Origin of the sequence: Amycolatopsis sp. NPDC021455 (genome assembly GCF_040640995.1) — a bacterium.
Lineage (GTDB): Bacteria > Actinomycetota > Actinomycetes > Mycobacteriales > Pseudonocardiaceae > Amycolatopsis.
Genome location: NZ_JBFACT010000010.1, coordinates 97,323 through 111,634 on the forward strand (window position 1 = coordinate 97,323; position 14,312 = coordinate 111,634).

Sequence of the window (14,312 nt, forward strand, 5' to 3'; positions counted from 1 at the left end):
AGAGGTGTGGCGATGAAGCGGTTGCGGATCGCCTTGGTGCTGTCGGTCGTCGGGGTCCTGCTCGCCGGCGGGGTGACCGCCACCGCCGAAGCGAGCCCGGCGACCGCCGACGACGGTGCGAAAGTCGTGCAGGAGACGTGGCTGGACGCCCGGACCGTCGACCTGAAGATCGACTCGCCGGCGCTGGGCACGACCGGGATGGTCCGGCTGATCGTGCCGTCCGGCTGGGCGGCACAGCCCACGCGGACGTGGCCGGTGCTGTTCCTGCTGCACGGCTGCTGCGAGCCGGTCGACTACCGCTCGTGGGACCAGTTCACCGACGTGAAGGCGTTCACCGCGACCAAGGACGCCCTCGTCGTGATGCCGACCGACGGGCCGGCCGGGATGTACACGAAGTGGTGGAACTTCGGCCTGAGCAGCACCCCGGACTGGGACACGTTCCACACCGCCGAAGTCCGCCAGATCGTCGAACGGGGCTACCGCGGCGGCACGCGCCGGGCGATCGCCGGGCTGTCGATCGGCGGCTACGGCGCCCTCGCATACGCGTTCCTGCACAAGGGGATGTTCGGCGCGGCGGCCTCCTACAGCGGTGTGCCGGACACGCTCTACCCGGGCATCCCGGCCTGGATCGCCGGCATCCTGATCCGCACCGGGTCCTACAACATCGTGAGCCTCTGGGGCGACGTCTGGTCCATGAAGCCGCTGTGGTCCGCGCACAACCCGGCCGACCACGTCGATGACCTGCGCGGCACGGCGCTCTACGTCTCGTGCGGCAGCGGGCAGGCCGGGCCGCTCGACCCCGCCGGGGCGCAGGGCGACGTCCTGGAGACGTCGGCCCTGTTGTCGTCGCAGAGCTTCACCGACAAGCTGCGGCAGGCGAACATCCCGGCGACCGTCGACTACTACGGGCCGGGCACCCACAGCTGGCCGTACTGGCAACGCGCCCTGCACAACTCCTGGCCGGTCCTGGCCGGCGCGCTCGGCCTCCCGGCCTGAGCGGATTCCCTTTCCCCGATGGAGGTTGCGATGAAGCACGTCCATGTCCGGTCCCTGCTGCCGGCGCTCCTGGCCTGCTGCCTGGTGGCGCTCGGGGCGGTGGCCGCGAGCCCGCCCGCCGTCGCCGCGGCGCCGGTCCTGCCCGGCCCGTTCGACGACTCCTTCTACACCCCGCCGTCCCCGCTGCCCGCCGGGAAACCGGGTGACGTCATCCGGTGGCGGCCCACGGTGCCACTGCTGAACGCGCTCAACGCCGATGCCTGGCAGGTCATGTACCTCTCGACCAACGCGCAGGGCCGTCCCGACGCGGTGACCGGGACGATCCTGGTACCGAAGGGAGTCGACCCGGCCAAGGCGCCGATCGTCGGCTACGCCGTCGGCACGCAGGGCCCGGCGTTCAAGTGCACGGCCTCCAAGGCGATGGAGCGCGGCACGCTGTACGACCAGCCCGCCATCAACGACTCGCTGTCGAGCGGCTACGCCGTCGCGGTGACCGACTACGAGGGCTACTCGCCGACCACCGTGCCCACCTACATCACCGGGCAGTCCATGGGCCCGGCCGTGATCGACTCGGTGCGGGCGGCGCAGAACCTGCCGTCGGCCAAGCTGGCCAAGAGCGCCAAGGTGATCTTCCAGGGCTACTCGCAGGGCGGCGGCGGATCGATGTGGGCCGGGGAGAAGCAGCCCACGTACGCGCCTGAGCTGAACGTCGTCGGCGTCGTCGCGGGCGGGGTACCGGCCGACCTGACCGAGGTCGCCAAGGGCCTCGACGGCTACGTCGGCTTCGGGTTCCTGGCCTTCGCCTCGGTCGGGCTCGACGCGGCGTACCCGGACCTGAAGCTGGACTCCTTCCTCAACGACACGGGCCGTCAGCAGCTCGACGACGCGAAGAAGAACGCCTGCATGCTGGAGCTGCTGCTGAACTACCCGTTCAAGAAGATCAGCGACTTCACGACGTCGAACCCGCTGGACACGCCGCAGTGGCAGGCGCGGCTGGCGCAGAACAAGCTCGGTGCCCACCCGCCGCGGGTGCCGGTGTTCCAGTACCACGCGAGCACCGACGAGATCGTCAACACCCCGCAGGCGGAAACGCTGCGCCGGACGTACTGCGCGGCCGGGGTCCGCGAGCAGTGGAACACCTATCTCGCCGACCACGTCTCCGGAGTTCTCGCCGGGAACGCGGATGCCCACCAATGGATCGTCAAGCGCTTCAACGGCGAAACCGCCCCGGCCAACTGCTGAGGAAAGAAAGTCCGTGAAGGCCTCCTTCCCGGCTCTTATGGCCGGGAAGGAGGCCTTCACGGACTGGGATCAGACTTTGCCCGCGACGAAGTCGGCGGCGTCGTCGGCTTGGCCGCCGTAGCTCAGATGGGCCAGGATGTCGGTGCCGCCGGACTGGCAGATCGGGTCGCCGGACGCGCAGTAGTCCTTGGTGCGGCCCTGATAGGGGCCGGTGACCTGGCGGCCGATCGCGCGGATCGGGTTGCCGAACAGCACGATGGCCGCGATCCGCGGTGCCAGGTCCGCCGGGATGGTCGCGACGATCGGGCCGCCGACGAGGGCGCCGTCGCTGCTGACGCCGATCGAGTTGTCCACGACGTTGGCGCCCTGGGAGTAGCCGACGAGGACGAATCGCTGCTGCGGGCAGGAAGCGGCCTGGGAGCGCACGTGGTTGACGAGGTCGGTGTTGCCCTTCTGCACCGACGCCGGCTCGCCGAGGTCGGCCGGGTAGTCCACGCGGTAGCCGCTCAGCGAGCGCGGCTGCAGCCGGTTCTGGATCGCCTGGTAGACCGGGTCTCCGACGAACACGCCCAGCGTGCCGGGTTCGAAGGTGCCGCGGGCCACCGGTACGTCGATATCGGTGCACTGCGCGGCCGAGGCCGCGGGCGCGGCGGCGACGGTGAGGCCGGCGGCGGCGAGACCGGCCGTCACTGCGGCGGACAGAAAACGATTCCTGGGGACGCGAATCATGGTCGATCAACACCTCTTTGTGTCGAAACGGGAGTCGGCAAGCGCTTTCCGTGGGGATCGGAAAGGGAAACGACGCTTGTGGTAAACGCAGCGTCGCAGCGGTGGCCGGCCCCGGCAAGAGGTGTTTTCGCTTCACGCCGGGAATTGTCCAGGTGGTGACAAAGAGTCCTGAGTGGACGCTCAGGTGGTGAACTGACCGGCCGGCTGCGCGGTCTCGAGCCGGTCCAGCAGCGCGGGATCCAGGCCCCGCAGCGCGGCCATGACGAACCCGGTGGCCAGTTCGCCCGCCGCCATCGGGTCGAGGCCCGGGGAGTGCGAGACGTGCATCGCGGCGCGGCCCACCAGGCCGACCATCATCGCCCCGAGCAGGTCCGCGCCGGGCCCGGCCGGGCGGCCGTGGCGGTGCAGGTGTTCGCGCACCTGCCCGATCACGTGCGTGGTGATGGTGTCGGCCAGGGCGCGGCGCTCGTTCGACATCTCGTCGACGGCGGAGTCGAACAGCAGCCGGAAACTCTCCGGGTGGGCGCCGGCGTACCCGAACATGGCCATCACCGAGATCCGGACCCGCTCCTCCACCGGGTGCCCGCCCGCCGATTCGTGGGCGCGGATCACCCAGTCCCGCAAGGCGGCGACCTCCCGGGTCACGGTGGTGCGGAAAAGGGCGGCTTTGTCGCCGAAATGCGCGTAGAGAGTGGGCTTGGTGGTATCGGCGCGATCCGCGATCAGCCCCATGGTGGCCTGCGCGTATCCCCGTTCGGCGAACACGGCGCGCGCGGCGTCGAGCAGTTCGTCGTCGGTGGGCCGGGCGGCCGGGCTGCGGCGAGCGCTGGATCGATCAGGAGAACTCTGCCGGCTCATGGAGGTGTACTCTACGGTCTCCCTGCTTTACTGTCAGGTAAAGCACGCTCCGTCGCCGTCCCCGGTGGAGGAACCCTGGTGTCCCGCGACAGTGCTCGGCAAGCCGTCCCGGCTCCCCGGGACGCCGGTGAAGACGTACTCCGGAGAAGAGAACTGGCCTCGCTCATGCGCCCGGCCCTGCCGGCGCTGGTGGACTCGATCGTCCGGGAGGTGTGGCGGGCGGTCCCGGTCTACGCCCGGCCGGGCGACTACGGCCGCGTGACCCGGCACGGCGTCGAGTGCGCCGTCGCGCTTTTCGTGGACCTCGTCGAGGACCCGCTGGCCTCGCGGGACCGGCTGTACGAGACCTGCCGCCGGCTCGGGGCCGGCGAGGCGCGGGAGGGCCGGACCCTCGACGACCTCCAGTCGGCCTACCGGATCGGCACCCGGGTCGGCTGGCGCTGGATCATGCGGCTGGGCCGGCGGCACCGGCTTTCGTCCGCGGTCATGGCCCAGCTGGCCGAGATGCTCTTCGGTTTCGCCGACGAGCTGGCCCGGATGTCCAGCCGGGGCTACCGGGAAGCCTGCGCGGAGATCGACGGCACCCGGGCGGGCCTGCGACGGCGGCTGCTGCGGCTGCTCGTCGGCCCGGGCGCGGTCCCGGAAGCGGTGCTCGCCGAGCTCGCGGCGGCGGCCGGCTGGCCGGTCCCCCGCGAAGTGGTGGCGGTCGCCGCCGAGGCGACGGTGAGCGCGTCGTGGGGCCCCGAAGTCCTGGCCGACCTGGACCCGCCGCAGCCGCACCTGCTGCTGCCCGCCCCGGCGGACGCGCGGAGCCTGACCCGGCTCGGCACCCGCGTCGCGGTCGGGCCGCCGACGGAGCTCGGGGCGGCGGGGCACTCCCTGCGCTGGGCGAGAACCGCCCTGCGGCTGGTGGCGGACGGCGCGCTCCCGGACGCCCCCGTCACGTGGTGTACCGACCACCTGACCGAGCTGTGGCTGCTGCAGGACTCGCCACTGGCCGAGCAGGTCGCCCGCCGGGAGCTGGCGCCGCTCGCGCAGTTCCCGGACCGGACGCGCGGCCGGCTGGGCGAAACCCTGCTGTCCTGGCTGCAGAACGGCGGCAACTCCGAGAAGATCGCGGTGGACCTTTCGGTGCACCCGCAGACGGTCCGTTACCGCGTGCGCCAGCTGAAGCAGGCCTTCGGCGACCGCCTCGACGACCCGGACGCGCGGTTCGCCATGCAGGCCGCGCTGCGCGCGTCGGGCCTGCGCATCGCCCGGAACGAGTTCCCCGCCGCCGAGTCGTAGCCGCTTTCCGGCCCCACCTTGTCCAAAGCGAGAACATGTTCTAGTTTTGGGCGTGGAAGGTGGTGTGCCGGTGAAGACGGATCTGGGCCTGACCGGGGCCGTGGTGCTGGTCACCGGCGGTGTCCGCGGGGTCGGCCGGGGCATCAGCGACGTGTTCCTCGCCCATGGCGCCCACGTGGTGACCTGTGCGCGGCGCGAGGCGCCGACTTCGGCGGAGTTCGTCGCGTGCGACGTCCGTGACGAGGCCCAGGTGGCGGCTTTGGTCGAGGGGATCGTCTCGCGGCACGGGCGTCTCGACGTGGTGGTCAACAACGCCGGCGGCGCGCCGTATGTGTCGGCGGCGGAGGCGTCGCCGCGGTTGCACGAGAAGGTGGTGCAGCTGAATCTCTTGGCGCCGTTGCTGGTCGCGCAGCACGCGAACGCGGTGATGCAGCGTCAGGAGTCCGGCGGCTCGATCGTGATGATCTCGAGCGTGAGCGGCACGCGCCCATCGCCCGGCACGGCGGCTTACGGCGCCGCGAAGGCAGGTCTGGATTCGTTGACTGCGAGCCTGGCAGTCGAGTGGGCGCCCAAGGTGCGGGTCAACGCCCTGGACGTGGGGATGGTGCGGACCGAGCAGGCGCATCTGCACTACGGGAGTGAGGCCGCGGTCGAGGCGGTCGGGAAGACCGTGCCGCTGGGCCGGTTGGCCGAGCCCGAAGAAGTCGGGGCGTGTGCCGCGTTCCTGGCGTCGGGCCTGGCCTCTTACGTGTCAGGTGCGACGTTGCGCGTGCATGGCGGGGGAGAAGTGCCGGCGTTTCTCGCCGCGGCGGATGTCAATCATCGGGAGGGTTCGTGAGCGGGTTGTGCCAGGGCCGGGTGGTCGTGGTGACCGGGGCCGGACGGGGGATCGGGCGGGCGCACGCGCTGGCCTTCGCCGCCGAGGGCGCGTCGGTGGTGGTGAACGACGTGGACGCCGGCGCGGCCGCGGAAGTCGTCGAGGCCGTCGGTGAGCGGGCGGTGGCGAACACTTCCGACGTGGCCGATTGGGCCGGTGCGAAGGAGCTGATCGACGCCGCGCTGGAGCAGTTCGGCCGCCTGGACGTCCTGGTCAACAACGCGGGGTTCCTCCGCGACCGGATGCTGGTCAACCTGGGCGAAGACGAATGGGACGCGGTCGTCCGCGTGCACCTGAAAGGCCACTTCGCGCCCTTGCGGCACGCGGCGGAGCACTGGCGGGCCGAAGCGAAGGCCGGGCGCCCACCGCAGGCCCGGGTCATCAACACCAGTTCGGGTGCCGGGCTGCTGGGCAGTGTGGGGCAGGGCCACTACTCGGCCGCGAAGGCGGGTATCGCGGGGCTGACCGTGGTGGCGGCCGCGGAGCTGGCTCGCTATGGCGTCACCGTGAATGCGATCGCTCCGGCGGCGCGGACCCGGATGACCGAAGGGGTGTTCGCGTCGATGGCGCGTCCGGACTCCGGGTTCGACGCGATGGCGCCGGAGAACGTGTCGCCGCTGGTCGTCTGGCTCGGCAGTACGGAGTCCGCCGACGTGACCGGCCGGGTCTTCGAAGTCGAAGGCGGGAAGGTGTCGCTGGCGCAGGCTTGGCGGCACGGCCCGGCTGTCGACAAGGGCGCTCGCTGGGATCCGGCGGAACTCGGTCCGGTGGTGAAGGAACTGCTCGAGCGCGCGCCCGAGCCCGAACCGGTCTACGGAGCGAGCTGATGGGCATCCTCACCAAGCGTGATGGGCATGTCGAGGTCGTCACGGTCGATTTTCCGCCGGTGAACGCGCTACCCGTGCAGGGCTGGTTCGATTTGGCCGACGCGATCACGCAGGCCGGCCGTGACCCCGATGTGCACGTGGTGATCCTCCGGGCGGAGGGCCGGGGCTTCAACGCCGGGGTGGACATCAAGGAGATCCAGCGCACCGCCGGTTATGACGCCCTGGTCGGCGCGAACAAGGGCTGTTATGCGGCGTTCGGCGCGGTCTACGACTGTGCGGTGCCGGTCGTGGCCGCGGTGCACGGCTTCTGCCTCGGCGGCGGGATCGGCTTGGTGGGCAACGCGGACGTGATCATCGCCTCCGACGACGCCACCTTCGGCGTCCCGGAAGTCGAACGCGGCGCGCTCGGTGCCGCGACGCATCTCGCGCGGCTGGTGCCGCAGCACCTCATGCGCACCCTGTATTTCACCGCCCGGAAGATCACCGCGGCGGAATTGCACGCGCACGGCTCGGTGTACCGGGTGGTGCCACGTGCCGAACTCGACGAGGCGGCCCTCGAAGTCGCCCGGGACATCGCGAAGAAGGACACCCGCGTGATCCGGGCGGCGAAGGAGGCGTTGAACGGCATCGACACCCAGCAGGTGCACCGCAGTTACCGGTTCGAGCAGGGGTTCACCTTCGAGTTGAACCTGCTGGGTGCGTCCGACGAGGCTCGTGAGGAGTTCTTGAATGGCCGATAAGCGTACGAGCCTGGATGAGGTGGCGGCCGAGCTGAAGGACGGGATGACCGTCGGGATCGGTGGCTGGGGTTCCCGGCGCAAGCCGATGGCGCTGGTCCGCGCGATCCTCCGCACCCCGGTCAAGGACCTCACGGTCGTGTCCTACGGCGGCCCCGATGTCGGTCTGCTGTGTGCGGCGGGCAAGGTGAAGCGGGTGGTGTTCGGGTTCGTCACCCTCGACTCGATCCCGTACGACCCGTGGTTCGGCCGGGCCCGGGAGACCGGGGCGATCGCGGTGACCGAGTACGACGAGGGGATGTTCGGGACCGCCTTGTCGGCGGCGATGCAGCGGCTGCCGTTCCTCCCGACCCGGGCGGGGCTGGGTTCGGAGGTGATGCGCGCCAACCCGGATCTGCGGACTGTCCGCTCACCGTACGCCGATGGTGAGGAGCTGGTCGCGGTTCCGGCGCAGCGGCTGGATGTGGCGTTGGTGCACCTCAACCGGGCCGATGCTCGCGGCAACGCCCAATATCTCGGCCCGGACCCGTATTTCGACGAGTTGTTCGGCCTGGCGGCGGACCGGTGTTTCGTGTCGGTGGAGAAAGTGGTCGGGACAGCGGAGCTGACGGCGGCCGGGCCGGTGCAGTCGTTGTTGCTCAACCGCGGGGCCGTCGACGGCGTCGTGGAGGCACCGCGGGGCGCGCATTTCACCACCGCCGTGCCCGACTACGGCCGGGATGAGCGGTTCCAGCGGCACTACGCCGCCTGCGCGAAAGATCTGGAGGCGTGGCCGGGGTTCGTGGACCGGTTCCTGTCCGGCGACGAGCGCACCTATCTGTCCGAAGTGGACAAGTTCGAGGCGGAGGCGGCATGAGCGGCGTGACCCGGGCCGAGATCGTCGTGGTGGCGGTGGCCGAGCTGTTCCGCGGCGACGGCGAGATCCTGGCCAGCCCGATGGGCCTCATCCCGCAGCTGGGCGCGAAGCTGGCCCGGTCGACGTTCGAGCCCGATCTGCTGATGTCCGACGGCGAGGCCCACCTGATGACCACGGACGGGGTGGTGGAGGGCTGGCAGCCGTTCCGGAAGATGCTGGACACCATCGTCCCGCACGGCCGGCGGCACGTCGTGATGGGGGCGAACCAGATCGACCGCTACGGCAACCAGAACATCTCCGCCATCGGCGACCACGCCCGCCCGGCCAAGCAGCTCCTGGGAGTGCGCGGCGCCCCGGGGAACACGATCAACCACCGCACCAGCTACTGGGTGCCCCGGCACAGCACCCGGGTGTTCGTCGACACCGTCGACGTCATTTCCGGGGTCGGCTACGACAACGCCGCCAAGGCCGGGCCGTCGGCGCAGAAGTACCACGACGTCCACCGCGTGGTCAGCAACCTCGGCGTCTTCGACTTCACCGGCGAGGACCACGCGATGCGGGCCGTGTCGCTGCATCCCGGCGTCACCCGCGACGAGGTCGCCGCCGCGACCACGTTCGAAGTCGACATGTCGGCCGCGGAGACGACCCGGGAGCCCACCGGGGAGGAACTGCGGCTGATCCGCGAAGTCCTCGATCCGAAGAGCCTGCGCGACCGGGAAGTCCCGGCGTGAAGACCGCGCTGACCCGGCTCGTCGGCGTCGAGCACCCGGTCGTGCAGACCGGCATGGGCTGGGTCGCCGGCCCTCGCCTGGTTTCGGCGACCGCGGAAGCCGGGGCGCTCGGCATCCTGGCGTCGGCCACGATGACATTCGGCGAGCTGGAATCCGCGATCACGGAGGTGAAGAAACGCACCGAGAAGCCGTTCGGCGTCAACCTGCGCGCGGATGCGGTGGACGCCGGTGACCGCGTCGACCTGCTGATCCGCGAAGGCGTCAAGGTCGCGTCGTTCGCGCTCGCGCCGCGCAAGGAGATGATCGCGAAACTGCGTGACCACGGCGTCGTCGTGATCCCGTCGATCGGTGCCGCCCGGCACGCCGAGAAGGTCGCCGGCTGGGGCGCCGACGCCGTGATCGTCCAGGGCGGCGAGGGCGGCGGACACACCGGGGGAGTGGCCACCACACTGCTGCTGCCGTCGGTACTGGACGCCGTCGACATCCCGGTCGTCGCCGCGGGCGGCTTCTTCGACGGACGTGGGCTCGCCGCCGCCCTCGCCTACGGTGCCGCGGGCATCGCGATGGGCACCCGGTTCCTGCTGAGCAAGGAGAGCACGGTCCCGGACGAGGTCAAGCGCCTCTACCTCGAGCAGGGCCTCACCGGCACGGTCGTCACGCGGCGCGTCGACGGCCTCCCGCACCGCGTCCTGCGCACCGACCTGGTCGAGAAGCTCGAAGGCTCGGGACGGATCAAGAGCCTGGCACAGGCCGCGCGCAACGCCCTCCGGTTCCGGAATATCACCGGACTGTCCCCGGTTGCGATGGTCAGGGAAGGCCTCGCGATGAAACACGGCCAGGACCTGACGTGGAGTCAGCTGGTCATGGCGGCCAACACTCCCATGCTGTTGCGCGCCGGGCTCGTCGAAGGCCGCACCGACGCGGGAGTGCTAGCGTCGGGACAGGTGGTGGGCATGATCCACGACCTGCCCACGGTCGCCGAGATCGTCGCGGGCACAGTGGCCGAGGCAGGTGAGATCCTGCGCCGCCTCGGCCGGGAAACGGGAGGTTGAGCAGGTGCGGCTGAAGGTCGGTTACAAGGCGTCGGCGGAGCAGTTCGGGCCGCGGGACCTGGTCGAGTACGCCGTGCGTGCGGAAGAGGCCGGCCTCGACTCGGTCTGGGTGTCGGACCACTTCCTGCCGTGGCGGCACGAAGGCGGGCACGCGCCGTGGGCGCTGGCGTGGATGCCGGCGGTGGCCGAGCGGACGAAGCGGGTGCAGATCGGCACGAGCGTGCTGACCCCGACGTTCCGGTACAACCCGGCGGTGATCGCGCAGGCGTTCGCGACGATGTCGCTGCTGTCGAACGGCCGCGTGATCCTCGGGGTGGGGACCGGTGAGGCGCTGAACGAGATCGCCGTCTCGGGGCGTGAGTGGCCGGAGTTCAAGGAGCGGTTCGCGCGGCTGCGCGAGTCGATCAAGCTGATGCGCGAGCTGTGGACCAAGGACAAGGTCGACTTCGAGGGCGACTACTACACGCTGGTCAACGCGAGCATCTACGACCGGCCGGAGCAGCCGGTGCCGGTGTACGTCGCGGCGGGCGGACCGGTGGTCGCCAAGTACGCGGGCCGCTCGGGTGAAGGGTTCATCTGCACCTCGGGCAAGGGCATGGACCTCTACACCGAGAAGCTGATGCCCGCGGTCAAGGAAGGCGCTTCCGCCGCGGAGCGGGACGCCGAGGACATCGACCGGACGATCGAGATCAAGCTGTCCTACGACCGCGACCACGAGAAGGCCCTGGAGAACACGCGGTTCTGGGCGCCGCTGTCGCTGACGGCGGAGCAGAAGCACACGGTCTCTTCGGCGGAGGAGATGGAACGGCTGGCCGACGAGCTGCCGATCGAGCAGATCGCCAAGCGGTGGATCGTCGCCTCCGACCCGGACGAGGCCGTCGCCCAGATCAAGCCGTACCTGGACGCGGGCCTCAACCACCTCGTCTTCCACGGTCCCGGCCACGACCAGGAACGCTTCCTGGCCCAGTTCTCCGAGGACGTCCTGCCGAAGCTGCGCGCCCTGGCCTGATCGCCGCCGTTCGATTTCAGAGCCGTTCGATGATGGTGACGTTGGCGGTGCCGCCGCCCTCGCACATCGTCTGCAGGCCGTAACGCCCGCCTCGGCGCTCCAGCTCGTGCAGGAGCGTGGCGAGGAGCTTGGTCCCGGTGGCCCCGATCGGGTGGCCGAGGGCGATCCCGCCCCCGTTCACGTTCACCCGGCCGGGGTCCGCGCCGGTTTCGTCCAGCCACGCCAGGACCACGCTGGCGAACGCCTCGTTGACCTCGAACAGGTCGATGTCGCCGATCGCGAGCCCGGCGTTCCGCAGCGCGTGCGCGGTCGCCGGGATCGGGCCGGTCAGCATCCACACCGGGTCCGCGGCGCGCACCGACAGGTGGTGGATGCGGGCCCGCGGGATGAGGTCGTGTTCGTCCACGAACGCCTCCGAGGCGAGCAGGGCCGCGCTCGCGCCGTCGGAGATCTGGCTGGCCACCGCCGCCGTCAGGCGTGAGCCCTCGCTCAACGGCTTGAGCCCCCGCATCCGCTCCAGGCTGGTGTCCCGGCGAGGCCCTTCGTCGTGCCGGAAGTCGTCGACCGGCACGATTTCCGCGTCGAACCGGCCTTCGTCGATCGCGGCCAGGGCCCGCTGGTGACTGCGCAGCGCGTACTCCTCCATGGCTTCACGGCTGATGTCCCAGTGCTCGGCGATCATGTCCGCGCTGCGGAACTGCGAGACCTCGGCGCTGCCGTAGCGTTCCTGCCAGCCCTTGGAGCCGGAGAACGGGTCGTCGAAGCCGTATTCGCGCCCGGCCAGCATCGCCGCGCTGATCGGGATGCGGCTCATGTTCTGCACGCCCCCGGCCAGCACCAGGTCCTGGGTCCCCGACATGACGGCCTGCGCGGCGAAGTGCACTGCCTGCTGGCTGGAGCCGCACTGCCGATCGATCGTCACGCCGGGCACGTGGTCGGGGAACCCCGCGGCGAGCCACGCGGTGCGCGCGATGTTCCCGGATTGGGGGCCGAGGGTGTCGGTGCAGCCGAAGATGACGTCGTCGACGAGGTCCGGGTCGACGCCGGCGCGCTCGACGACCGCCTTGATGACGTGCGCGCCCAGGTCGGCGGAGTGCCAGCCGGACAGCGCGCCGCCGCGCCGTCCTACCGGGGTGCGGACGGCGTCGATGAGGAAGGCTTCGGGCACAGGGGCTCCTAGGGGTGCTGGCTGCTGACGGAGACGACTTCGCCGGTCAGGTAGCTGGCGTAGTCGCTGGCGAGGAAGACCATGACGTTGGCGACTTCCCAGGGTTCGGCCGCGCGGCCGAAGGCTTCCTGTTTGGTGAGATCGGCCAGGAGTTCGTCGCTGGTCACCTTCGCCAGGAACGGGTGCATGGCCAGGCTGGGGGCGACGGCGTTGATCCGGACACCGTGCTCGGCGGCGTCGAGAGCCGAGCACCGGGTGAGCGCCATGACGCCGGCTTTGGCGGCGGCGTAGTGGGCCTGTCCGGCTTGGGCGCGCCAGCCGATCACGGACGCGTTGTTGACGATCGCCCCGCCGCCGCCCTGGGCGACGAACTGCTTCAAGGCGGCGCGGGTGCAGCGGAAGGTGCCGGTGAGGGTGATGTCGAGGACGCGGGACCACTCGTCGTCGGTCATCTCCAGGACCGACTTCGTGCCGCCCAGCCCGGCATTGTTGATCATCACGTCGAGGCGGCCGAAGTGCTCGATGGTGCCGTCGATCAACGCCTGGACCTGGTCTTCTTTCGTGACGTCACAGGGCAGTGCGTGGACTTTGCCGAACTCGGCGAGTTCGGCGGCTTTCTCCTTCAGGCGGCGTTCGTGCCAGTCGCTGATCACCACGCCGGCGCCTTCTTCGAGGCAGCGTTTCGCCACCGCGGAGCCGATCCCGGTGCCCGCGGCCGCGGTCACCACGACCACTTTGCCGGAGAGCAGGTCGTGGCCGGGTGGGTACTGGGGGATCACGGACGGGCCTCCCGGGGTAGGCCGAGGACGCGCTCGGCGATGATGTTGCGTTCGATTTCGTCCGACCCGCCGTAGATGGTGTCGGCGCGGGTGAACAGGAACAGTCGCTGCCACTCGTCGAGTTCGGTGCCGTCGGCGACCATCGAGCGGGTGCCGCGGGCGCGCATGGCGAGTTCGCCGAGCCCGCGGTGCCACTGTGCCCACAGCAGCTTCCCGACGGCGACTTCGGGGCCGGCTGGTCGTCCCAGCGTTCGCAGCGCGTGCGCGCGCAGCACCCGCAGGCCGATCCGGGCGCGCGTCAGGTCCGCCCGAAGCAGCGGGTCGTCGTAGGTGCCGAGGCGCTTGGCTTCGGCGGTGATGGCGTCGAGTTCACGCCGGAACCCGATCTGCTGGCCCAGCGTCGACACACCGCGTTCGAAGCCGAGGGTGGCCATGGCGATCTTCCAGCCCTCGCCCGGTGCGCCGACGACGTGGTCGGCGGGGGTGCGGGCGTCGTCGAAGAAGACCTCGTTGAACTCCGAGGTGCCGGTGAGCTGCTGGATCGGCCGGATGGTGATGCCGTCCTGGCGCAACGGCACCAGCAGGTAGGACAGGCCGTGGTGGCGCTGGGAGCCGGGTTCGGTGCGGGCGACGACGAAGCACCAGTCGGCCACGTGGGCCAGGGAGGTCCAGATCTTCTGGCCGTTGATGATCCATTCGCCGTCGCGGAGGACTGCCGAGGTCGAGACGGCGGCGAGGTCGGAGCCGGCACCCGGTTCGGAGTAGCCCTGGCACCACAGTTCCTCGACGTCGACGATCTTGGGCAGGAACCGTTTCTGCTGCTCAGGCGTGCCGAACGCGATCAGTGTCGGACCCAGGAGCTGTTCGCCGATGTGGTTGACCCGGGCGGGGGCGCCGGAGGCGGCGTACTCCTCGTGGAACGCGACCTGCTCGTCCAGGGACAGGCCGCGGCCGCCGTGTTCGACCGGCCAGCCCACGCACGTCCAGCCCGCCGCGGCCAGGTGGCGTTCCCACGCCAGCCGCAGGTCGAACTCCTCGTGTTCGCGTCCCGGGCCGCCGAGACCACGCAACCGGGCGAACTCGCCGGTCAGGTTGGCGGCGAGCCAGTCCGCGACCTCACGGCGGAATCCCGTCGCTTCCACGCACGCCTCCTTGCTGCCAGGG

General features: G+C 70.6%; 15 protein-coding genes. 10 read left to right on the forward strand and 5 right to left on the reverse strand.

Annotation, left to right across the window (positions count from 1 at the left end; all coding sequences use genetic code 11):
* Positions 1-12 precede the first annotated feature (12 nt).
* Together AB0G28_RS15705 and AB0G28_RS15710 are read left to right on the forward strand one after the other, a co-directional pair.
* Positions 13-996 (forward strand): alpha/beta hydrolase family protein, encoded by a 984-nt coding sequence (locus tag AB0G28_RS15705; protein ID WP_361088713.1) that lies wholly within the window; start codon positions 13-15, stop codon positions 994-996.
* A 30-nt stretch (positions 997-1,026) separates the two neighbouring features.
* The gene (locus tag AB0G28_RS15710) at positions 1,027-2,238 is read left to right on the forward strand and encodes a lipase family protein (protein ID WP_361088715.1); all 1,212 of its coding nucleotides are present in this window, start codon (positions 1,027-1,029) and stop codon (positions 2,236-2,238) included.
* A gap of 69 nt (positions 2,239-2,307) precedes the next feature.
* Here AB0G28_RS15710 and AB0G28_RS15715 read toward each other — a convergent pair whose 3' ends face one another.
* On the reverse strand, positions 2,308-2,928 hold the full coding sequence (locus tag AB0G28_RS15715; RefSeq protein WP_361088717.1) for a cutinase family protein: 621 nt from the start codon (positions 2,926-2,928) through the stop codon (positions 2,308-2,310).
* 219 nt (positions 2,929-3,147) lie between these two features.
* Positions 3,148-3,825, reverse strand: a complete 678-nt coding sequence (locus tag AB0G28_RS15720) for a TetR/AcrR family transcriptional regulator (protein WP_361088719.1) — start codon at positions 3,823-3,825, stop codon at positions 3,148-3,150.
* Positions 3,826-3,903: 78 nt separating this feature from the next.
* On the opposite strand from AB0G28_RS15720, the gene AB0G28_RS15725 reads away from it, so the two are divergent.
* The 8 genes from AB0G28_RS15725 (at position 3,904) to fgd (ending at position 11,201) form a co-directional block, all read left to right on the forward strand.
* On the forward strand, positions 3,904-5,112 hold the full coding sequence (locus AB0G28_RS15725) for a helix-turn-helix domain-containing protein (protein WP_361088721.1): 1,209 nt from the start codon (positions 3,904-3,906) through the stop codon (positions 5,110-5,112).
* A 70-nt stretch (positions 5,113-5,182) separates the two neighbouring features.
* Positions 5,183-5,950 carry an SDR family oxidoreductase gene (locus tag AB0G28_RS15730; RefSeq protein ID WP_361088723.1) on the forward strand — a complete coding sequence of 256 codons (768 nt, stop codon included), beginning with the start codon at positions 5,183-5,185 and terminating at the stop codon, positions 5,948-5,950.
* Entirely contained in the window at positions 5,947-6,816 is an 870-nt protein-coding gene (locus tag AB0G28_RS15735) for an SDR family oxidoreductase (protein ID WP_361088725.1), read from the forward strand. The genes AB0G28_RS15730 and AB0G28_RS15735 overlap by 4 nt, the downstream gene beginning before the upstream one ends.
* Positions 6,816-7,556: an enoyl-CoA hydratase family protein gene (locus AB0G28_RS15740; protein ID WP_361088727.1), complete on the forward strand. Its 741-nt coding sequence runs from the start codon at positions 6,816-6,818 to the stop codon at positions 7,554-7,556. The genes AB0G28_RS15735 and AB0G28_RS15740 overlap by 1 nt, the downstream gene beginning before the upstream one ends.
* Entirely contained in the window at positions 7,546-8,409 is an 864-nt protein-coding gene (locus tag AB0G28_RS15745; protein WP_361088729.1) for a CoA-transferase, read from the forward strand. Before AB0G28_RS15740 ends, AB0G28_RS15745 begins: the two co-directional genes overlap by 11 nt.
* A complete protein-coding gene (locus AB0G28_RS15750) occupies positions 8,406-9,140 on the forward strand; it encodes a CoA-transferase (protein WP_361088731.1) in 735 nt (244 codons plus the stop codon). The genes AB0G28_RS15745 and AB0G28_RS15750 overlap by 4 nt, the downstream gene beginning before the upstream one ends.
* Entirely contained in the window at positions 9,137-10,192 is a 1,056-nt protein-coding gene (locus tag AB0G28_RS15755; RefSeq protein ID WP_361088733.1) for a nitronate monooxygenase, read from the forward strand. The genes AB0G28_RS15750 and AB0G28_RS15755 overlap by 4 nt, the downstream gene beginning before the upstream one ends.
* 4 nt (positions 10,193-10,196) lie before the next feature.
* On the forward strand, positions 10,197-11,201 hold the full coding sequence (fgd, locus tag AB0G28_RS15760) for a glucose-6-phosphate dehydrogenase (coenzyme-F420) (protein WP_361088735.1): 1,005 nt from the start codon (positions 10,197-10,199) through the stop codon (positions 11,199-11,201).
* 16 nt (positions 11,202-11,217) lie between these two features.
* Here the strand turns inward: fgd and AB0G28_RS15765 are convergent, their stop codons facing one another.
* Genes AB0G28_RS15765 through AB0G28_RS15775 form a run of 3 tightly spaced genes read right to left on the reverse strand, consistent with a single transcriptional unit; the run spans position 11,218 to position 14,290 of the window.
* Positions 11,218-12,369 carry an acetyl-CoA C-acetyltransferase gene (locus AB0G28_RS15765; RefSeq protein WP_361088737.1) on the reverse strand — a complete coding sequence of 384 codons (1,152 nt, stop codon included), beginning with the start codon at positions 12,367-12,369 and terminating at the stop codon, positions 11,218-11,220.
* Positions 12,370-12,377: 8 nt separating this feature from the next.
* Positions 12,378-13,148 (reverse strand): SDR family oxidoreductase, encoded by a 771-nt coding sequence (locus tag AB0G28_RS15770; RefSeq protein ID WP_361088739.1) that lies wholly within the window; start codon positions 13,146-13,148, stop codon positions 12,378-12,380.
* Positions 13,145-14,290 carry an acyl-CoA dehydrogenase family protein gene (locus AB0G28_RS15775; protein ID WP_361088741.1) on the reverse strand — a complete coding sequence of 382 codons (1,146 nt, stop codon included), beginning with the start codon at positions 14,288-14,290 and terminating at the stop codon, positions 13,145-13,147. Before AB0G28_RS15775 ends, AB0G28_RS15770 begins: the two co-directional genes overlap by 4 nt.
* Between the last annotated feature and the right edge of the window lie 22 nt (positions 14,291-14,312).